Genomic DNA, 20,099 nt, shown 5'->3' on the forward strand with positions numbered 1-20,099 from the left:
ACACCCTACACCCCCACACCCTACACCCTACACCCTACACCTTACACCCTCTGCTTTCACTTCCATACCCCTGGTTCATTCATCCCAGACCCCAATTATGGCTTGCGCCAAGCTGCGCTATCAGATATAAACTAACGGGGGAGAGGATAGAGAAGAACTAGGGGTATTTTGTGCGCCTGTTTACAACAGTTGCAGCTTTACGCTGTTATTTAAATCAACGTCGTTGGGACAGCAATCTTAGGCTTTCTGACGAGTTATTATTTGATGATCAGACTACTTGGTATCCGACAGAAATTGGTTTAGTCCCAACTATGGGAGGGCTGCATCAAGGTCATCTCAGCTTGATTCACCGCGCTAGACAAGAAAATTCTACGGTGATTGTGAGTATTTTTGTCAATCCCCTGCAATTTGGTCCCAAGGAGGATTATCAACGCTATCCCCGGACTTTAGAGCAAGACCGGCTATTATGTGAACAAGCTGGAGTTGACGCGATTTTTGCACCTACTCCGGAAGAAATGGGAATTCCTCAGAAGAATATACAAGAAACTCAAGTTACACAAGTAATCCCTCCATCTGGTATGATAAGTAGCTTGTGTGGTAGTTATCGGCCTGGTCATTTTCAAGGTGTGGCGACGATTGTCACCAAGCTTTTCAATTTGGTACAGCCTGACCGAGCCTACTTTGGTCAAAAAGATGGCCAACAACTGGCAATTATTAAACGTCTGGTGGCTGATTTAAATTTGCCAGTAGAAATTGTTGCTTGTCCAACGGTGCGGGAAGCGTCTGGCTTGGCTTTGAGTTCTCGTAATCAATATTTGACTGCAACAGAAAAAGAGCAGGCAACAGTGTTATATAAAGGCTTGCAACAAGCTGAAGCGGCGTTTCGTGCTGGCGTTCGCAACAGTAGTCAGCTGATAGCATTGGTGTGGGAAGAAATAGCAAAGGTCAGCACTATCTATGTTGAATATATTGAATTGGTTGAACCGAATACATTGATGTTTCTAACAAAAGTTGAGGAGGAAGGGATGGTGGCGATCGCAGCTCGTCTTGGTTCTACACGATTGATTGATAATACCATCTTGCGCGATGTCTACGACGGGCTACGCCAGCGCCAACCTATTATCGCCATTGATGGGCCAGCTGGTGCTGGTAAATCTACAGTCGCTCGCCAAGTGGCTACCCAATTAGGCTTGGTGTATTTGGATACAGGGGCTATGTATCGGGCTATCACCTGGCTAGTGCTACAAAAAGGTATTGCTATTCATGATGAATGTGCGATCGCAGAATTAGCTAACCAGTGTAAAATTGAATTGACTCCTAGCCAAAATCTGGAAACTCCGGTGCGAGTATGGATTGATGGTAATGATGTCACTCAAGAAATTCGCACCATTGAGGTAACATCACAGGTATCTGCGATCGCTGCTCAAGGTGCAGTCCGCAAAGCCCTAGTCAAACAACAGCAAAGTTGGGGTCAACGCGGTGGTTTGGTAGCTGAAGGCAGAGATATTGGTACTCATGTTTTCCCAGATGCCGAAGTTAAAATCTTTTTAACTGCCTCTGTCAGCGAACGTGCGCGTCGTCGTCAGCAGGACTTTACAAAACAAGGTCAGCCTGAAGTTAGTTTAGAACAACTCGAACGGGATATTGCAGAACGCGACTACAAAGATAGCACTCGCAAAATTTCTCCCTTGCAAAAAGCAGCAGATGCGGTTGAAGTTGAAACCGATGGACTTACCCCTAGTGAAGTAGCAATGCAAATTGTTAATTATTACCAAAAGAGTGTATCTCAGTTGTAATTGTAGCAATTGCTTGTAGGTCTAAAATTTGAATAAGCAGGAAGCAGGGTGCAAGGGGCAAGGTGTAGGGAAGCAGAGGAATTAATTCTGATTATTATTCTCCTGAACCACTGATAGCACAAATTGGCTTAAGCCATACACCTGAAATCCTTTTGAGTTGATTCCTGCTCCCTGCTATAAATTTTCAACCGGACGTTATATTTTGAAAATTAGCAATATTCAATAGCACATAAATGGGTGTTGTATACAAGATTATAGAGAGTTTGAATAATCCTTCATCTAACTAAAGATAGATTACAAAATTTATAACCATCAGCAACTATAGATCAATCCCCATCATATCAATTAAGATTACCTATCATATCTGTGAGGATGAGGTAACAGGTAAGGAATACAGACATTTTTGTTTTCAATCAATATCTGCAATTAGTTTTGCTTGGGTACTTAGCAACAGCTAAGGTGGTTAGGACATCAACAGATAATAAAACGTAGACACTAAAAGCCTTTTAACTCTATCACCTGTCAAGAGTCACCGACTATAGATTTTGCATTGAGGTTGTTCATTTTGGTAGTAAAATAACTATGTTAAGTTTTATGTTCCATAATTAAGGATATAAAACTACCAAAATACAAAACCTGTAATTTCCTGAGTTTCGGCAACAGCTGAAAGCAGGAAAACAGTAAAGAGAGGATTTAAAAACATGGCATTTACACAGCTTCCCCTACCCTTCGACTTTAATGCTCTAGAACCTTATGGCATGAAAGGTGAAACCTTTGAGTATCACTATGGTAAGCATCACAAAGCTTATGTAGATAACCTCAACAAACTCACCGATGGTACAGAACTTGCTGATAAGTCCCTCGAAGAAGTAATTCAAATTTCCTTCAAAGACTCCTCTAAAGCTGGTATCTTCAACAACGCGGCTCAAGTTTGGAATCACACCTTCTTTTGGAACTCTTTGAAACCCGCTGGTGGTGGCGCACCCACAGGCGTACTGGCTGACAAGATTAACCAAGATTTTGGTAGCTTTGACAAATTCAAAGAAGAATTTTCTGCTGCTGCTGCAACTCAGTTTGGTAGTGGTTGGGCTTGGTTAATTGATGATGGTGGTACACTCAAAGTCATCAAGACACCAAACGCAGAAAACCCTTTAGCGCATGGTAAAAAGGCAATTCTCACTTTAGACGTTTGGGAACACGCCTATTACATCGACTACAGAAATGCTCGTCCAGCATTCATTAAGAATTTCTTGGATAACCTTGCTAACTGGGAATTTGCGGCTGCAAATTTTGCTGCTTAATCTAATTTTGATTTAAGGTTATCAAAAACAGTCCCCATGCTTAACAAGCAGGGGATTTTTAATTTCACAATAGGGAACAGAGGTAAATTTTACCAATGACCAATCACCAATTATAGTTGTAGCCAGGATAATTAGGACATTATTAATCCTTGAAACCTAGATATAACAAGGCTTTACCTCCTGCCTCCTGCTATACCACCCACAACTGGGTCAATAACAACTTGGGTTATAATAAATGCAACCCATTATGTACTTAGAAACAAAAAACACTCAATACTCAATTGTCAAGTAAGTAGGGAAAGAAGAATCTAATGCTCATCTTTGCTTTCACTCATTGAATAATTTAACTTCGAGAATTACTTTAATAAGCTGTTATGCAGAACTCTCATATATCAAACCTCAATCCATTACCACTTACTTGGACAGAAAAAAAGAATATTTTCTTTAAATTTATTGAATTAGGTGCGATTGGACTGACTATTGATGAATTCGTTGATTTAATTTTTTTAAATTTTCATCAAGAGATAGAACAGCATTTAGTCTTAATCAGTCAAAATTTTTCATTTTCTTCTGATACAGCCGTATGGTTGGAGCTTAACAATTTGATTGAGCGATCAGATTTTGACCATCCATTTATTTTAGCTCTACATAGAGATAAATTTTTGCGTGAAATAGGTGGATCTGAATATTCAATATTGAATCGCTATCCTGAAGTTTATGCTCACATTATTGGAGATAAATTAGTCAAACAAATTCAAGATAATTTTCATATATATAGAGAGTCTCAGCAGCTTCAAAAAATCTGTATAGGCATTATTGGTACTTCCTATGGACAAGAATTAATTACCGTTTTAAAATTAGTCAATCAGCAATTAACCAAAAGCAAATTCTTGCCAGAAACTGTTGATAAAATTATTGAAATTGATGTTTTTAATAAACCAAACATTGTTTTTGAAAAACTAACAAGTAATATCATGTACCCGCAGGAAGTCCTCATGCGGTATTTAGATCGACAATTCTTAGAGCATTATTTTTTAGAAGTTGCGCCAGGCGTGTTAGTTTTTTCTAACTTGTTGAAACAACAAGTAAAATTTAATAATTTAGATTTATTATCTTTAGATGATGTCAATGCTGTTAATCACCTGGAAAAATATGATTTATTGCTAGTGCATAATGTGCTTCAGTATTTAGAGCCACAACAAAATCAATCAATTGATATATTTGAACAAAAATTGCTCCAAGCTTTCGATTTTTTCATCAGGTATTGAAAGTGTCAGGTGTAATATCAATTATTAATGAAAGTAAAATAGTTAATAGTCCAGTGAAAAAGATTTCGGAAACTTTTTATAACAGAGAAGGATTGTACACAGGAGAAAAAGTAAGTAAAGCAGTTATTTATACAAAAGTTAAAAAGTCGCTATAACAATGTAGCATAACTAAATGATTGTGTCAGGCACAGGATAATTTAATTTCCAAGATGGTACAGACTAATAGCACAAAATCCGCACGCGAACGGTTCAATATTTCCAAATTGGCGATTGACTTTTCGTGGTTGACGGTATGTTTTTGGATAGGTGTGACGGTAGCTGGGGTGTTAGCCTTCAGTTCCCTCAAATATGCTTTATTTCCAGATATTACCTTTCCGGTAGTGGTGGTAAATGCCCAAGCGCCTTTAACATCAGCCCTGGATACAGAGAACAAACTCACCAAACCAATAGAAGAAAGCTTAAAATCACTGGCAGGACTAGACGATATTCGTTCTTCAACATATCCTGGTCAAACTGCCGTTAGCTTGTCATTTGCCGTTGGCACGAATTTAGAAACATCGACTAGCAACACCGAAAATATAGTTAAACAGTTGAAATTACCCACAGGGGCAAATTATAAAATAATTCCGCTGAACTTGAATGAGTCAGCAGCTGTTAGCTATGCGATTGAGAGTAAATCTGTTAATTTAAATGATTTACAGCAACTGGCAAAAGATAAAATTGTGCCAGCGATCGCAAATCTACCAGGAGTTCTCAAAGTCTCCCTACTAGGAGATGGTAACAGCGCCCCTCCACCTACACCAACCGCTGGACTACCAGCAGCAGGAACATTAATCAGATTTAACAGCAAAGATGCCCTAGCATTTCAAGTCATCAAAAAAGGTGATGCTAACACTTTAGAGGTGGTGAGTCGGGTAGAAAAAGAAGTCCAGAAACTGAGGACTAATCTCAAAGATGTCACCCTCACCCTGGCTGCTACCCAAGCCGAATATATCCGCAACGCCACCAAATCCACCATAGATGCACTGATCGAAGCCATTATTTTATCTGTGGTGGTGATATTTCCGTTTTTGTGGAACTGGCAAGCTACTCTAATTTCTGCTTTAGCCATTCCCATTTCTTTGTTAGGGACATTTATCGTTATGGCGATTTATGGCTTTAACTTAGAAACCATCACCCTTTTAGCCTTAGCTTTAGTCATTGGTTCTATTGTCGATGATGCCATTGTTGATGTAGAAAACATCATGCGGCACGTGGAAGATGGGGAAACTCCGCGCCAAGCAGCCTTGATAGCTACTAATGAGATTGGCTTAACAGTCACCGCTGCCACTTTTACAGCAGTTGCGGTATTTCTGCCTATTGGTTTGATGGGTGGTGTGGTTGGCCAATTCTTCAAACCCTTTGGCATCACTGTTTCTGCGGCTATGCTCACATCCTTATTAGTGGCGCGGACTTTATCCCCTGTACTAGCAATTTATTGGCTCAAACCCTCAAAATCTAAGTCTCTTCCAAGAGAAAGTAAGATTGGAGTGCGATTTGACCAAATTTACTGCAACTTGCTCGCCTGGTCTTTAAACCACCGTTGGCTAGTTGTTGGTTTAGCCGTTCTCAGTTTAGTCGGTGGTGTAGCCCTGATTCCCCTGATTCCCAAAGGCTTTATTCCCAAACTTGACCGAGGCGAGTTTAATATTGTCTATACCTCTCCCTTGTCTAGTGTTCCTGATCCTCGACAATTGGCGCAAGCAGGACAAGGACAACCACCAGAACCAGGAAGGCTACCGGGACAAGGAGGAACGAACATAAGAGGACAAATAAATTCCTCTTCGGCCGCTGCTTTAGCTGCTTTATCATCTCCAATTCCTTTTCCTAATCCTTTAAATGATTCTTTGGATGTTGCTAAGAAACTGGAAGCAGTAGTGAGAAAGTCCCCCGCAGTGGAAACTGTGTTTACTACTGTGGGTTCTCGTGAAGGTGAGCCGAATAAGGGGACGTTGTATGTCAAGCTGAAAAAAGAACGTCAAATTTCTACATCAGCACTGCAAGATCAACTGCGCTCTGATTTACCTAATCTACCGGGTGTAACTACAAGTGTAGAAGATATTCAATTTGTGGACACTGGTGGGCAGAAACCTTTACAGTTGGCTTTGCAAGGGGATAACCTAGATGATTTAAATAAAACAGCAAAGCAAATTAAAGAACGAGTTGAAAAATTACCAGGTTTTGCCGATGTGACTGTGACAGGTGAAGCTAATCAACAAGGTAATGTGTTTCAAATTGACAGGTTGAATAATCAAAGGGTGGCTTATATCAGTGCTAACCTGGGTGGAAATTTAACTTTGGGTGATGCAACTGATCAGGTGGTGGCGGAAGCTAAAGCGGTGATGCCAGCTAGTGTTTCTTTGAATTTGGGCGGTGATTCTGCTCGTCAAAGTGAGGTATTTGGCAGTTTTGGCAGCACTCTGGCTTTATCAGCTTTGTGTATTATTGGTGTGTTAATTTGGCTGTTTAAAAGTTTGGTAGATCCAATTGTGATTGGTATTTCTCTACCTTTGGCTTTGGTGGGCGCTTTGTTGGCTTTACTGATTACCAAAAGCGATTTTGGGATGATTTCTTTGATTGGTTTTGTGTTTTTGATTGGTATCGCTAACAAAAATGCGATTTTGATTGTGGATTATATCAATCAATTACGGGATGCAGGAATTGAACGTACAAAAGCAATTTTAGAAACTGGATTTGTCAGATTTAGACCGATTATGATGACTACGGCATCCACTATTTTGGGGATGGTTCCCATCGCTTTGGGTTTGGGTGCTGGTTCTGAGTTGCGATCGCCTATGGCTGTGGCCATCGCCGGTGGTTTGGTCAGTTCTACTATCCTCAGTTTGTTTGTTGTTCCTGTACTCTATGCAATTTTAGATGATTGGTTTCCTAGAAAGAAGGTGACAAAATAGCAACTTGTAGGGTGCGTCAAATTTTTTAATTCATCATCTAATTTTAAATTAACTTTTTGACGCACCGAACTAATTAACTTTTTTCCGTAACCCCTAAATAAAATACAGCAGATTTGGAGTAAATGAGGTACAAAACTCAATCCAAAAGTCTTGCCTGATAAGTATTTGAAAGCTGACCGCTGACCGCTGATAGCTGATAGCTGCTGTAAGTGTGTGTTTATCGTTTTCCAGTCATCATCATTTTGACTCCACCTTGAGGAGCAAGGGCAAACCCACGTCTTTGTAGTTTAATAGGTTTATTGTCCACTAAGGCTAGTTGATAATTGGATAAAACTGTTGCTAGAACTAATTTTATTTCTAACAAAGCTAGGGCATATCCTAAACAACGCCGACTGCCACCTCCAAAGGGAATATATTCTGAAGGGGAATACTGTCGTTCTAGAAAGCGTTCGGGGTTAAATTGGTGGGGGTGAGGATATAAGTCTTCCTGATAATGTAAAAGGTAGATACTTGGTGTTAAGATTGTTTCCGGTTCAAACTGGTATCCGGCAATATTCATAGATGATTTGGTAATACGTGGGAAAATAGTCGGTAAGACTGGATACATTCGCAGAGTTTCGTTACAAACTGCGGTTAAGTAGGGAAGTTGGGCAATTTTCATTGGTTCAGGATTTTCTCCTAAACTGTTGATTTCTTGCAGCAATTTGTTGAGGACATCTGAGTTTTGGTGAATTTGATAGAAAGCCCAGGCTAGTGTTGTGGCAGTGGTTTCATGTCCAGCAAATAAAAGTGTCAGCAATTCATCTTTTAATTCTTCATCAGTCATTGCTTGGCCATTTTCATCTTTTGCTGCCATCATTAAGCTGAGAAGATCACTTTGTTGTTTATTGTTCTTAGTTCTTTTTTCTTCTATTTCTGCTTGGAGTAGTTGATCAACTTTTTGTTTTTTGCTTTTCATCTGCCCCCAAGGTGTCCAAGTTCCCCAATCTTTTTGTAAAAATTTCAAAAATAGCATACTGGAACGCAAGGGGGAGTCGGTCAGATCTATCCAAGAAGTAAGTAGAGGTTTGAGTTGTTGATAACGTTCTCCTTCACTTAATCCAAAGACAATTTGTAAAATGACTTCTAGACTAATTTTCTGCATGATAGATCGCGCTACAAAAGGTTGATCAATTTGCCATTGACTAGCGATTTGTTTGGTAATTAAGCAGATTTTTTGGGCGTAAGTTTGTAGCTTTTCTCCATGAAAAGGCGGCATTAATAATTTTCGCTCTCGGCGATGGTGAGAACCATCCATTAACATGATAGAATTTTTGCCTAGGAGCGGTTCTGCCAGTTGATTAGCACGTCCAATATCAAATTGAGAATCTTGGCTGAAAATTTCTTGTATGGCTTGGGGATTACCAATCATTACAAAATCACCAACGCCACTTATATGCATGATGAAAATGTCTCCATATTGTTGACGACATTTTTCCTGGAATCCAATGGGATCTTTAATCCAGTTGATAAGTTGCCACCAGGGGGGAGTGGGAATGCTATGGGGTAATTGATGAGGCATACAATGTTATATTTAGCTGTTATTTCATATTTATATTCTCAAAAAAATATACATTCGGCTGCGATCGCCTAAAAATTACCAGATAATAAAATCTTGATCAGTGTGAGGTGAGTGAATGCGGGCTTTTGTGACTGGTGGTACAGGTTTTGTCGGTTCTCATGTAGTGCGATCGCTGTTGGAGTCAGGATACAAAGTTACAGCTTTGGTGCGTCCGAGTAGCAACCTGGGAAATCTGCGGAATTTAGAGATAGATATTGTCAAGGGTGATTTAAATGACACGCATATCTGGAAGCAGATGCAGGGTTGCAACTACCTATTTCATGTTGCTGCCCATTATTCTCTTTGGCAAAAAGACAGGGAATTACTCTATCGTCATAATGTGGAAGGAACGCGCAATTTGTTAGCAGCAGCCCAAAAAGCGGGAATTGAACGCACAGTTTATACCAGTTCAGTTGCAGCTATTGGAGTCGGAAAACGTGGAAAGGTGGTTGATGAAACTTATCAGAGTTCTGTAGAGAAGTTGGTGGGAGACTATAAAAAGTCTAAATTCCTAGCTGAACAAGTAGCGATCGCCGCTGCAAAACAAGGACAGGATATTGTGATAGTTAATCCTAGCAGTCCCATTGGGTCTATGGATATTAAACCCACACCCACCGGGGATATTATTCTGCGGTTTTTGCGACGACAAATGCCGGCTTATGTGGATACAGGTTTAAATTTTATTGATGTGCGAGATGTCGCTAAGGGACATTTGCTGGCTTTGGAAAAAGGAAAAACAGGCGATCGCTATATTTTGGGAAATCAAAATCTCAGTCTCAAACAACTGCTAGAAATACTATCTGACATCACAAGTTTACCAGCACCGCAAGTATCGGTTCCGGCTTTTTTACCATTAAGTGTCGCTTGGATAGAAGAGAAAATTCTTGCACCTTTAGGGAAAACCCCCACAGTTCCCATAGATGGTGTTCGCATGGCACAGCAACCAATGTATTATGATGCTTCCAAGGCCATCCGCGAACTTAGTCTACCTCAGTCTTCTCTGAAGGTAGCACTTAAGGATGCTGTTGATTGGTTTGTGTCCAATGGTTATGTGAACAGTTGATAGTTGATAGTTGATAGTTTGTACCAATTACCAATTATCCATTACCCATTACCAAATTAAGTGGTGTTATCAAAAGAGGAGAATAGTTAAATGGCAATTAATCTACAACAAGCTATGGATATCGGGAAGTATTTAGTTACGCAGCGTCTGTTAGGACGTAAACGCTTCCCTCTGGTATTAATGTTAGAACCTCTATTTAGATGTAACTTAGCTTGTTCTGGTTGTGGAAAAATCCAACATCCTACAGAAATTCTCAAACAGAATCTCACTCCAGAACAGTGTTTTGCAGCTGTGGAAGAATGTGGCGCACCTGTGGTTTCTATTCCTGGGGGAGAACCACTATTACATCCGCAAATTGATGAAATTGTTAAAGGTTTAGTGGAACGCAAGAAATATGTTTACTTGTGTACCAATGGTTTGTTGTTAGAAAAGAGTCTCCATAAATTTCAACCTTCTCCCTATCTAAGTTTCAGCGTTCATTTAGATGGAATGCGGGAATGGCATGATAAATGTGTGGACAGAAAAGGCGTTTTTGATGTTGCTGTTCAAGCAATTCGCGCTGCTAAAGCTAAAGGTTTTCGTGTCACTACTAACTCGACTATTTTTGAAGGTTGTGATGTCAAAGAAATGCAGGAGTTTTTTGATTTTCTCGATACTCTAAAAGTTGATGGAATGATGATTTCTCCTGGTTACAGTTATGAATGGGCTCCAGATCAGGATCATTTTCTACAAAGAGAACAAACCCGCGCTTTATTTAGAGAAATTCTTGCACCTTACACCTCTGGAAAGAAAAACTGGAACTTTAATCACAACCCGTTATTTTTAGATTTTCTCATTGGAGAGAAAGACTATGAATGTACTCCTTGGGGTAGTCCTAGTTATAGTGTTTTAGGTTGGCAAAAACCTTGTTATTTGTTGAATGAAGGATACTATACAAGTTTCAAACAGTTGTTGGATGAGACTGATTGGAGTAAGTACGGACGCGCTAGTGGTAATCCTAAATGTGCTGATTGTATGGTTCATTGTGGTTACGAACCAACCGCAGCGATGGATGCGATGCAACCGCAAAATATAGCTCGTTCTCTGACAACAGTGTTTGGTAGAGGGTAATTTTAAGATTGTCTGAATCAGGATTACCAGGATTAAAGGATTTACAGGATTCAGGAATTATTTATTAATACTCAATCTTGTTAATATTCAAATCCAGTAAATCCTGATTTTGACAATATAAATTTTATGAATCATAATTAGGAGCATTAAAGGAGCAATATGATAAAATAATAAAATAATAGTTCACACGTGAGCATTACTCAATAACATTTCCTAGTCTAATAAATTACAAAATTATCTGCGTTGATCTGCGTCCATCGGCGTTTAATTATTACTATCTCTTACTTGAATGGGAATTTCTATATAAGCGACTAAATTGCGATAGATTATTGATATAAAATCCCAGTTCGCTTTGTAAATTGTAAAATGGGAGACAACGACGATGACATCAAAACTGTATGAAACAGATTTTTATGCTTGGACTTTGGAACAAGCAAAATTATTAAAGCAAGGTCAACTAAATCAACTTGATATTGTAAATTTAATAGAGGAAATTGAATCTTTGGGTAAGCGAGAAAAGCAAGAATTAAGAAACAGATTGGGTATTTTGATTGGACATCTATTAAAATGGCAGTATCAAAGCGATAAACGCAGTAATAGTTGGAAAGCCACAATTAGAGAACAACGTCGTCGTATTAAAGAACATCTGGAAGAAAATCCCAGTCTTAAATCCTATTTATCGGCAGCAATTGTTTTAGCTTATCAAGATGGTGTAGATTTAGCAATTCAGGAAACTAATTTACCTGATACAACTTTTCCTATTGAAAATCCCTATAGTATTAACCAAATTATCGATCCTGATTTTTTGGTTAATGAAGAAGAACAATAATCATAGAAGTTTTCACCCTTCATTTAAAATCATCATCATCTCGTAGGTTGCAACCTTAAATCCATTAGCTTCAAATAACTTCTTCGCAAATTCATTTTGTGCAGCCACTTGCAGCATCAATACCTGTGAACCTAACTTTTTTGCTGCATCTATGGAAGCATCTAACAGCAATTTTCCTGCTCCCATTCCCCGCGCAGATTCATCAATGTAAATGTCATGAAGCCATGCTGCTGCTGGTGCAATATCAACCAAACTTCTTTCTTCTAATCTGATAAATGAGTAACCAATAATTTCATTTTCTACTTCCACAACTAACACAACTGCTTTTGGATTTACAATCTCCTCGGCAAAAAAATCAAAAAGCTGTTGTTCGTGATTTTCAAATTCAACAAACCTGAAAGGATTGAAATTTTGATGTTGATGAACTAATTTGATAGCGTACTTTATCACCCCTTGATGATCATCTATGGTTGCTTTTCTGATTATAATATTTGGCTTTTTCATTTTTTAATTTTACCTAATTTCATCACACAAAAACTATAATTAGTGTTGAATACAGTTACGATATATGATATCATGATACAAAATTATCTCTACTGCCATCTATAAAATTATACAAATAAAAAAATGACAGAAGCTAAAAACGTACTTGGCACAAAACTAGAACTGTGTTGCACATCTCCCATGACTGGATATTACCGCGACGGTTTTTGTAACACAGGTGGGCAAGATTTTGGGATGCACGTTGTTTGCGCTCAAGTCACAGCCGAATTTTTAGCATATACAAAATCCCAAGGAAATGATTTGAGTACACCTGCACCTTATTTTAACTTTCCTGGCCTAAAACCTGGAGATTGTTGGTGTTTATGTGCAGCCAGATGGCAAGAAGCCCTAGAAGCTGGTGTTGCGCCTTCAGTAGTTTTAGAAGCGACCCATGCTAGGGCTTTGGAAGTTTGTAATTTAGAAGATTTGCAAAAACATCGTGTAATTCGTCACCCGAATTCTTAATTTTAAATTTTCAACTTCGTCCTGCGGTACTAGCCACCTTTCTTTCAACTAACCACAGATTAGCTACAGCATATTTAACCACTAATGACTCTTGTGTAGCATGACAAGAACTCTTTAATACTTGAGTTTTAACTGCATCTTTCACAAGTTTAGCCTGGTAAGTGTAGAGAGAACCAGAAGGTTGTTCAAAAGTTAGCTCTGCTAACATTGTATTATTATCTAAACTTTGCTCTAAAATTTTACCTGCTACTTTGTAATTAAACCAATCCCATCCTTGACGGAAAATTATTTCTCTTTCCAAAATTTGTAGTGCAGATGGTAAAAGTCCCCAGCCACGATAGACTTTATTCAAAAATTGAATATCACCAGTACGAGTCAAAATTGATTTGAAGGAATCTTGATCCAGCACGCCATAATATCTTGCTTCCGGTAAATCTATAGCTGTTGGTGCAAACCGATGTCCTCCAAAATGGCTTGATTTCCAAATTCTTACATGATTTAATTGCAAATCAGAAATAGTATTTTTAGCATAAAAATAAAAAGGGTTGCCATATCTCGCGCAACACTGATCATGGCTACCATGTGTACAAACTAAAATATCTCTAGTGATACTGGTTTCTATTTGATAATCAGGACTACCACCGGATAACCATTTACGCACAACTCCCGCTACTTGTTCAATATTTGGTAGCTTAAATTCTTGTTTGTAGTAACCATGACTTAAACCTGCTTGTTTTTGATAAATCAACAAAGTTGTTTGTTCTACTTTATGTGATTCATCATTAGCAATTAATAGAAACCGAATGGGTAATTTACTCCGTTGAACTTCTTCCACTAACAACCGTAAGTTATCAGCTACCCATTTAGATTGAAATGCTTCTGACATCCAAGGTTGAGGACATTCCACTAAAACATAAGTTTGGTAGTTTGTCGCACTGCCAATAATATCTTCTCCTATTTGCCGAGAATAGTCAGAGCAGAAAAAAGTATTCATATAAGTTGACTCAAGAATTGATTTTATAGACAAAGGTAATGAAAAACTAAAATTGTATTTCTAGCTACTAGTTTTAGTGTTACTAAATCTAACAACTAAAAGCAGATGCCACTTTTATAAGTTTCTGGTTTTTTCTAGTCTTTCCGGTTAATAAATCCGGTATTTCCAAAACTAAATCTATCTATACAAAGTGTTTCTATAACAGATACAGCTAATCATATTGGTAGAAACAAAGCTACTTTGTAAACTTTTGTATAAATTATCCATATCTTGACTAAAAGCCTTTGTCTGTGTAGCTAAATGCATACTGTAAGATGACCCGATTCCTAAAAGGTAGGGCTTCCTCGGCGCGGATTATCTGGTGACAATCTTGGATGGTATCTAGGATCTGCATTATATTGCCAATTATTCTCAATAAGGTTCTAAAAAAATATAGCTTTTAAAGCTATGACAAGGAGAAAAATGAGGAAATGTAACTAGTAAGGTAAATGTTAGAGCATTTAACTTACTTCAGGAATCAATCGGAAGGCAGATAGGAATTAGGGGTTTATTTTTTGGTTTTGTTACTCAAAGTTAATCAACCACTAACATACTAGAAGTCTGATGCTGATTGAATTTCGATAATTTGTATCAATTGTAACGTAATTGAATCAAAAAAGCAAGCTTTTGATAATTCTTCTCATTGTGCTAATCTTTTCCGAGTATAGCAGGTAAGAGGTGACAGGTGACTCCAGTTAAAAGGCTTTTACTGTCTAGGTTTTATCATCTGTTGTTGTTCTAACTACCTTAGCTTTTGCTATATATCCAGCTTAAACAAGTTTAATCAATACTGAATATAATAATCATTAGGGTTTCCAATCCAATAAATAGCTTTTTGACTATATTACAAAAGATTGCAAATAATCGAGTAATTTTAATTACTAGTACCTATTTGGAAAATGATGGTAATAGAACTTCTCTAATCCAAAATCAAAAATTGTATAACTATGGCTATTGCTTATTAAGTAAATGGCATCTTCTATAATACTCAAAAAGAAAATTATATTTTCTTAATTTTGAATTTGGAATTGGTATAAGATAGTATTGATTTTTCTAGTATGTTCTCATGCTCAAAATTTTTCAAAACCTGGGTATCTGGGCAATTACCAGCTTACTATGTTTGACTCTTTGCTGGTCATTCCCTGCACAAGCTGATACAAAAATTGACCCAAAACTAGAACAACAAGTATTACAAATTATTCGCAAAAATCCCGAAGTAATTATCGAAACTGTTCAAGCATACCAAGAAGAACAACAACAGAAAATACAGCAAGTAAGACAGGCATTTTTACAGGAGTTCAAAACTAATCCCAAAGCTGTAATTGCTGATTCTCCTACTACTGGTTCGACTCAATTAAAAACAGTTTTAATCGAGTTTTCTGACTTTGAATGTCCCTATTGTGCCGAAGCACATAAAACTCTCAAAAACTTATTAGCAAAATATCCGAATCAATTTACCTTAGTTTATAAACATTTCCCATTAGTTCAAATTCATGACCAAGCATTACCAGCAGCTAAAGCATCTTGGGCTGCATATCAACAAGGTAAATTCTGGGAATACCATGATGCTTTATTTACCAATCAAAATCAATTGGGGGAAACTTTATATTTAGATACTGCTAAAAAGCTGAATTTGGATTTAGCTAAATTTAAACGTGATCTAGATTTGGCTAATAAAGCCATTCAAAAAGACCTGCAACTTGCTTATAAATTGGGTCTTTCTGGTACACCTTCTTTTATCATGACTAGCAAGAATTTCTCTGGGCCTGTTCAGCTATCAGAAATTGAGGCTGTGTTAAATCAGTAACCAGTTATCAGTTATCAGTTATCAATTTCTATGTAGCTGATAACTGATAATATCCACAGTATTGCTGGTGTTTTGCTCATGGTTGATTTTGCCATTAATAATGTTAGGCTTTTTGGTTAAGTGGCTGTAACAAGTATACAACACAGGTCAGCCTTAATTATAAGTTTAACCATGAATAATTTACTGAATTCAACCATTAATTATTAAAAATAATTTTATTATTGAGGCATTTAAGATCTACATAATTTAAGGATTGTTATTACTTTCCTTTAAACCTAATATATTACTAATTAGCTTAGGTAAATCACTACAACAAGGATTTGAATATTTATCTAAATCATTAAGTTCTATTTGCTTGGCAATTTTATCAGCACATTGAATAGCTTGAGAAATACGTGGTTTTAATGGGTTTGGATAGAGAGACATTGATTTATCATATTCTGGGATATGTTTATTGAGTAAGTTTATTAATTTATCTCGATTTATTTGCGATAAATGGTCTTGAAAATGAATTAAATACCAAAGTTCAAAACAAGGATTTGTAATTGCTAAATTGATTTTTTGACTATTAGCTCTATTAATGGCTTTTTGCCAATTTTCCTTACTTCTTTCAATATGTTCATCTCCATCAAAAACAGCCCAAGCAGCATCATTTGTAGTCCATCTTTTCTCATTTTTCATCTGTTGTCTTTCTTCAATAAGTCTTTCAATGATATTACCTGGGTCAGTTTTCTTTTGATGAGGTAACACAATAATTTCTAAAGTTGGTGAACGTAAATCATTGCGAATGCTGTTAAAATAAATCGGTTCGGTTTTACTTCCTTCACAAGCGATGAGGATTTTTTGAGTAATTTTTCTACTTGGTTGACGACGTTCTAACTTTCTGGCCATTCCTCATCACCCTGTAATATCATTTCTTCATCCGATGGTAAAAATGGAACTGCTCCAAAGCGTCCATCTAAATAAGCTTTATCTATTGCTAAGTCATTTCTGACATGGAAATCTGTTAAAGGATATAATTCTGTACTATGGTCAGGACGTTTTTGGGTAAACCATATTTGATCCCGTCTGAGTAAGTTATTTCTTTGTAAAGTGTTATCATGGCTGGTGAAAATTAGTTGAGCATTTTTAGGATTAGTTTTGGGGTTTTGGAAAATTTTAATAATATATTTTACGATATTTGGATGAATATTTGTACCTAGTTCATCAACAATTGTTAAGCTTCCTGATATCAAAGTTATCACTATCCGAAATGCCAAGCTAAATAGACGTTGTGTACCCAAAGATTCTTCCTCTAAAAGCCACTGAATTTCATGACCTTCAATGGTATTATGGAAGGCATATATATTGTAGTCAAAATCTTCTTCAGATGTCTTGTTTATTTCAATTTTTGAAAGTCCGGTATCAAATTTTTTTATAATTTTAAAGACTTGTGGAGCTATTTTTTCCTGAAATTTGGACGCATTCATATGTTGCATTGATTTGATAATAGTAACTTCCATCTCCTCACTACCAAGATGAATTCCAATCCATCTAAATTCTAACCAATCAATTAAAGGTTTGATAGTATTAACTTCTAGTTTAGACAATATATTAATATATAACTCATTCTCTTTAATTTTGTCCTGAAGTTGATTATGTGGACCAGCAAAATCATCACCTGTTTTCCAGATAAATTTATTTGTATTGTCATTCCATTGACGATTAAATAAACGCCGAGTTCTTTTAGTCGTATTTAAAGCATAATCCAATTTTTCGGAAATGACACGATTTTGATTGATTTCTAATGTATAAGTATAAATATTATTATCAAATAGAGTTCTTAATTCAAACTTTGTAGGTTGTTTAGCAGAAATACTATCTAATTTAAAAGGATCTAGTTTTGCATATTTAAAAATTCTCTGGTGTTTTACAGTTTCCTGTATACCATAGGTCATCATCATTAATAAATAATCTAAAGCTTGAATCACATTACTTTTACCTGATGCGTTAGCACCAAAAATTGCCAGAACAGGTAAAACTTCTATATCCCAACCTTCTACATAATACCCAGGTGCAATTTCATGATCTGATTTTATCCCTTTGCGGTTGCTGCTTTCCTTTGTTTTACGACGACTGGGTTTTTGAGCAACAGCACTTAGGGTAACAGGTTCTTTAATTGAACGGTAGTTTTCTACTGTAAAATCTAAAAGCATAATTTAAGCTACAAGACGCAATTTTTTGTGATTTCTTCACATAAATCCTATCGTAATTCCTCAAAAATCTCTACTTTCAGTACAACTCGTTATATTAACTTACAGCTACTGCGGACTATTACCACCAAATAATTACACTTTGTTACATAAAACCAACTATTACACAAGTGTTAGCTTCAAAATAGAAATATACAAAACACCACAAACACAGGTATCAAAATATGGTGCGTTTAAAAATATGGCAATGGCTAATTCTCATCTCACCAATAGCGATAATTATTACTTTCCTCCTCATCTGTGCAGGAACGCAAATTCACGCTTGGGGATTAAGTTGGATTTGGGCTATTTTTACTGTTATTTTTGTTGGTTGGCGTTTGTTGTTGGTACGCTGGACTAAACCCGCAGTTAATCAAATCGAGGCTGTTTTTGCACAAGTGCGAGAAGAATTAGAATCTAGCAGTGACAATAATATCAATTTGTCCACAGAAAAAGACAAAAGCCAACAAATAGAAACAGCATTACAACAAGTTCTAACTGATTCACAAAATGATCCGCCAATTTGGGAAGATTTGCAAACTTTCTGGAAAAGATGTCAAGATTTAGTAATTGCGATCGCCCAAATTTATAACCCAGAAGTAAAATATCCACTGTTAAATATTTATATTCCCCAAGTCTATGGATTAATTCGCGGTACAGTCGATGACATGGATAAATTAATGCAGAAATTATCACCTGTCCTCAATCAAGTTACCGTCGGACAAGCTTATCAAGCTTATGAAGTTTACCGCAAATTAGAACCATCTGCTCGCAAATTTTTACGAGTTTGGAACTTAGCGCAATGGTTCTTAAATCCTGTGGCTGCTGTAGCTAAAAAAGCTAGTGAAGGTGTGAATAACCGTGCTTCTCAAGAATTACTAATAAATTTGAGTCAAGTATTAAGAGAAGGTGCTTTGAGAAACTTATGCAAACAAGCAGTTGCACTATACGCAGGGACTAAAATTGAATTACCTACCCCCGAATTACCTCAACCAAAAACCCAAACCCTACGCGATATTTTCACCCAAGCAGAACCACTAGAACAGGTAGAACAAAAGCCAGTTAATATTCTCATTGTCGGACGTACAAGTGCCGGTAAAAGTAGTTTAATAAATACACTTTTTCAAAGTGAACTTGCTGCGGTTGATGTTTTACCTAGCACAGATGCAATTAAAACCTATCATTGGCAAACAGAAACAGGAGAAATTCTCAATCTTTGTGATACTCCTGGTTATGAACAAGTAAAACGCGATGATTTGCGAGATTTAATCATTGATTATGCCACAAAAGCAGATTTATTATTATTAGTAACTCCCGCACTTGATCCCGCTTTACAAATGGATGTAGATTTTCTCCAAGATATCAAAGCAGAAATCGAAGATTTACCAATTATTACCATTGTTACCCAAGTAGATAAATTACGTCCAATTCGTGAATGGCAACCTCCTTATAATTGGGAAACGGGAAATAAACCTAAAGAGATTTCTATTCGAGAAGCGACAGAATACAGAAATCAATTGTTAGGAGAATTTGCTAATTTAGTTTTACCTATCGTTACAACTGACGTAAAAAGTGGTCGCAATGCTTGGAATATAGAAGCATTATCTTTAGGATTATTATCAGCAATAGATCCAGTTAAAAAATTACGTCTCACGCGCTTTTTACGCAACCTAGAAACCCGCATTACCGAATCTGCGAAAATAATAGATCATTATATCTTTCAAATGGCAACAACTCAAGGACTTACCACACTGTTGAAAAGTCCAGTTTTGCAATTTATTTCTACCTTATCAACAGGTTCACCAACCCTTGCTTATCTTTTAGCAGAAAAAATTCCTGTGGAACAATTACCCATAGTTATTGGTAAATTGCAAATGGCTTATGATTTATTTCCATTGTTAAATACGGATCGTGATAAATCCCGCAATTTTGATTTACTATCTCTCTGGCCTTTGTTGTTAGATAATTCAGGTAAACCAGATCATAATGCTTGGGCTTTTGGTCATGCTTTAATAGAATATTGGACTCAAAATTTAACGATTGAAAAATTGCAGGAAAGATTTGATTATTATCTGCAACAAGTTTGATCAGAACCCCGAATT

15 protein-coding genes are annotated in these 20,099 nt (G+C 37.0%); 10 read left to right on the forward strand and 5 right to left on the reverse strand.

Annotated elements, in window-relative coordinates; genetic code table 11:
- The first annotated feature begins 170 nt into the window (after window positions 1-170).
- The 4 genes from A0J48_RS19300 (at window position 171) to A0J48_RS19315 (ending at window position 7,316) form a co-directional block, all read left to right on the forward strand.
- Window positions 171-1,796: a bifunctional pantoate--beta-alanine ligase/(d)CMP kinase gene (locus A0J48_RS19300; protein WP_200325920.1), complete on the forward strand. Its 1,626-nt coding sequence runs from the start codon at window positions 171-173 to the stop codon at window positions 1,794-1,796.
- Between the two features lie 701 nt (window positions 1,797-2,497).
- Window positions 2,498-3,097, forward strand: coding sequence for a superoxide dismutase [Fe] (gene sodB, locus A0J48_RS19305; RefSeq protein ID WP_200325922.1), 600 nt, complete (start codon window positions 2,498-2,500; stop codon window positions 3,095-3,097).
- Between the two features lie 374 nt (window positions 3,098-3,471).
- Window positions 3,472-4,365: a CheR family methyltransferase gene (locus A0J48_RS19310; protein ID WP_200325923.1), complete on the forward strand. Its 894-nt coding sequence runs from the start codon at window positions 3,472-3,474 to the stop codon at window positions 4,363-4,365.
- 209 nt (window positions 4,366-4,574) lie between these two features.
- The gene (locus A0J48_RS19315) at window positions 4,575-7,316 is read left to right on the forward strand and encodes an efflux RND transporter permease subunit (protein WP_200325925.1); all 2,742 of its coding nucleotides are present in this window, start codon (window positions 4,575-4,577) and stop codon (window positions 7,314-7,316) included.
- A gap of 217 nt (window positions 7,317-7,533) precedes the next feature.
- Here A0J48_RS19315 and A0J48_RS19320 read toward each other — a convergent pair whose 3' ends face one another.
- Window positions 7,534-8,877 (reverse strand): cytochrome P450, encoded by a 1,344-nt coding sequence (locus A0J48_RS19320; RefSeq protein WP_200325927.1) that lies wholly within the window; start codon window positions 8,875-8,877, stop codon window positions 7,534-7,536.
- 115 nt (window positions 8,878-8,992) lie between these two features.
- On the opposite strand from A0J48_RS19320, the gene hpnA reads away from it, so the two are divergent.
- From hpnA to A0J48_RS19335, 3 genes are all read left to right on the forward strand, one after another.
- Complete coding sequence (gene hpnA / locus A0J48_RS19325; RefSeq protein WP_200325929.1) at window positions 8,993-9,979, forward strand: hopanoid-associated sugar epimerase; 987 nt, start codon at window positions 8,993-8,995, stop codon at window positions 9,977-9,979.
- A gap of 90 nt (window positions 9,980-10,069) precedes the next feature.
- Window positions 10,070-11,089: an adenosyl-hopene transferase HpnH gene (gene hpnH, locus A0J48_RS19330; protein WP_200325931.1), complete on the forward strand. Its 1,020-nt coding sequence runs from the start codon at window positions 10,070-10,072 to the stop codon at window positions 11,087-11,089.
- A gap of 382 nt (window positions 11,090-11,471) precedes the next feature.
- Complete coding sequence (locus A0J48_RS19335) at window positions 11,472-11,918, forward strand: DUF29 domain-containing protein (protein WP_200325933.1); 447 nt, start codon at window positions 11,472-11,474, stop codon at window positions 11,916-11,918.
- Between the two features lie 12 nt (window positions 11,919-11,930).
- Here A0J48_RS19335 and A0J48_RS19340 read toward each other — a convergent pair whose 3' ends face one another.
- Window positions 11,931-12,422, reverse strand: coding sequence for a GNAT family N-acetyltransferase (locus A0J48_RS19340; protein ID WP_200325935.1), 492 nt, complete (start codon window positions 12,420-12,422; stop codon window positions 11,931-11,933).
- Between the two features lie 123 nt (window positions 12,423-12,545).
- Here A0J48_RS19340 and A0J48_RS19345 point away from each other — a divergent pair, with 123 nt between their 5' ends.
- Window positions 12,546-12,926: a DUF2237 family protein gene (locus A0J48_RS19345; protein WP_200325936.1), complete on the forward strand. Its 381-nt coding sequence runs from the start codon at window positions 12,546-12,548 to the stop codon at window positions 12,924-12,926.
- A 10-nt stretch (window positions 12,927-12,936) separates the two neighbouring features.
- Here A0J48_RS19345 and A0J48_RS19350 read toward each other — a convergent pair whose 3' ends face one another.
- The gene (locus tag A0J48_RS19350) at window positions 12,937-13,920 is read right to left on the reverse strand and encodes a sucrase ferredoxin (RefSeq protein ID WP_200325938.1); all 984 of its coding nucleotides are present in this window, start codon (window positions 13,918-13,920) and stop codon (window positions 12,937-12,939) included.
- Between the two features lie 1,105 nt (window positions 13,921-15,025).
- Here A0J48_RS19350 and A0J48_RS19355 point away from each other — a divergent pair.
- The gene (locus tag A0J48_RS19355; protein WP_200325940.1) at window positions 15,026-15,766 is read left to right on the forward strand and encodes a DsbA family protein; all 741 of its coding nucleotides are present in this window, start codon (window positions 15,026-15,028) and stop codon (window positions 15,764-15,766) included.
- Between the two features lie 246 nt (window positions 15,767-16,012).
- Here A0J48_RS19355 and A0J48_RS19360 read toward each other — a convergent pair whose 3' ends face one another.
- Both A0J48_RS19360 and A0J48_RS19365 read right to left on the reverse strand, forming a co-directional pair.
- Entirely contained in the window at window positions 16,013-16,657 is a 645-nt protein-coding gene (locus A0J48_RS19360; protein ID WP_200325942.1) for an RloB family protein, read from the reverse strand.
- A complete protein-coding gene (locus A0J48_RS19365) occupies window positions 16,642-17,961 on the reverse strand; it encodes an AAA family ATPase (RefSeq protein ID WP_200325944.1) in 1,320 nt (439 codons plus the stop codon). The genes A0J48_RS19360 and A0J48_RS19365 overlap by 16 nt, the downstream gene beginning before the upstream one ends.
- 221 nt (window positions 17,962-18,182) lie before the next feature.
- Here A0J48_RS19365 and A0J48_RS19370 point away from each other — a divergent pair, with 221 nt between their 5' ends.
- Window positions 18,183-20,084, forward strand: coding sequence for a GTPase family protein (locus tag A0J48_RS19370; protein ID WP_200325946.1), 1,902 nt, complete (start codon window positions 18,183-18,185; stop codon window positions 20,082-20,084).
- Window positions 20,085-20,099: the final 15 nt, after the last annotated feature.

The sequence above is a fragment of the Sphaerospermopsis aphanizomenoides BCCUSP55 genome, from assembly GCF_001586785.1.
GTDB lineage: Bacteria > Cyanobacteriota > Cyanobacteriia > Cyanobacteriales > Nostocaceae > Sphaerospermopsis_A > Sphaerospermopsis_A aphanizomenoides_A.

Excerpts from the sequence above, each read along its gene's own strand:
- sodB (WP_200325922.1), top strand. The coding sequence starts at position 2,498 with ATGGCATTTACACAGCTTCCCCTACCCTTCGACTTTAATGCTCTAGAA.
- A0J48_RS19310 (WP_200325923.1), top strand. The coding sequence starts at position 3,472 with ATGCAGAACTCTCATATATCAAACCTCAATCCATTACCACTTACTTGG.
- A0J48_RS19315 (WP_200325925.1), top strand. The coding sequence starts at position 4,575 with ATGGTACAGACTAATAGCACAAAATCCGCACGCGAACGGTTCAATATT.
- A0J48_RS19320 (WP_200325927.1), bottom strand. The coding sequence starts at position 8,877 with ATGCCTCATCAATTACCCCATAGCATTCCCACTCCCCCCTGGTGGCAA.
- hpnA (WP_200325929.1), top strand. The coding sequence starts at position 8,993 with ATGCGGGCTTTTGTGACTGGTGGTACAGGTTTTGTCGGTTCTCATGTA.
- hpnH (WP_200325931.1), top strand. The coding sequence starts at position 10,070 with ATGGCAATTAATCTACAACAAGCTATGGATATCGGGAAGTATTTAGTT.
- A0J48_RS19335 (WP_200325933.1), top strand. The coding sequence starts at position 11,472 with ATGACATCAAAACTGTATGAAACAGATTTTTATGCTTGGACTTTGGAA.
- A0J48_RS19340 (WP_200325935.1), bottom strand. The coding sequence starts at position 12,422 with ATGAAAAAGCCAAATATTATAATCAGAAAAGCAACCATAGATGATCAT.
- A0J48_RS19345 (WP_200325936.1), top strand. The coding sequence starts at position 12,546 with ATGACAGAAGCTAAAAACGTACTTGGCACAAAACTAGAACTGTGTTGC.
- A0J48_RS19350 (WP_200325938.1), bottom strand. The coding sequence starts at position 13,920 with ATGAATACTTTTTTCTGCTCTGACTATTCTCGGCAAATAGGAGAAGAT.
- A0J48_RS19355 (WP_200325940.1), top strand. The coding sequence starts at position 15,026 with ATGCTCAAAATTTTTCAAAACCTGGGTATCTGGGCAATTACCAGCTTA.
- A0J48_RS19360 (WP_200325942.1), bottom strand. The coding sequence starts at position 16,657 with ATGGCCAGAAAGTTAGAACGTCGTCAACCAAGTAGAAAAATTACTCAA.
- A0J48_RS19365 (WP_200325944.1), bottom strand. The coding sequence starts at position 17,961 with ATGCTTTTAGATTTTACAGTAGAAAACTACCGTTCAATTAAAGAACCT.
- A0J48_RS19370 (WP_200325946.1), top strand. The coding sequence starts at position 18,183 with ATGGTGCGTTTAAAAATATGGCAATGGCTAATTCTCATCTCACCAATA.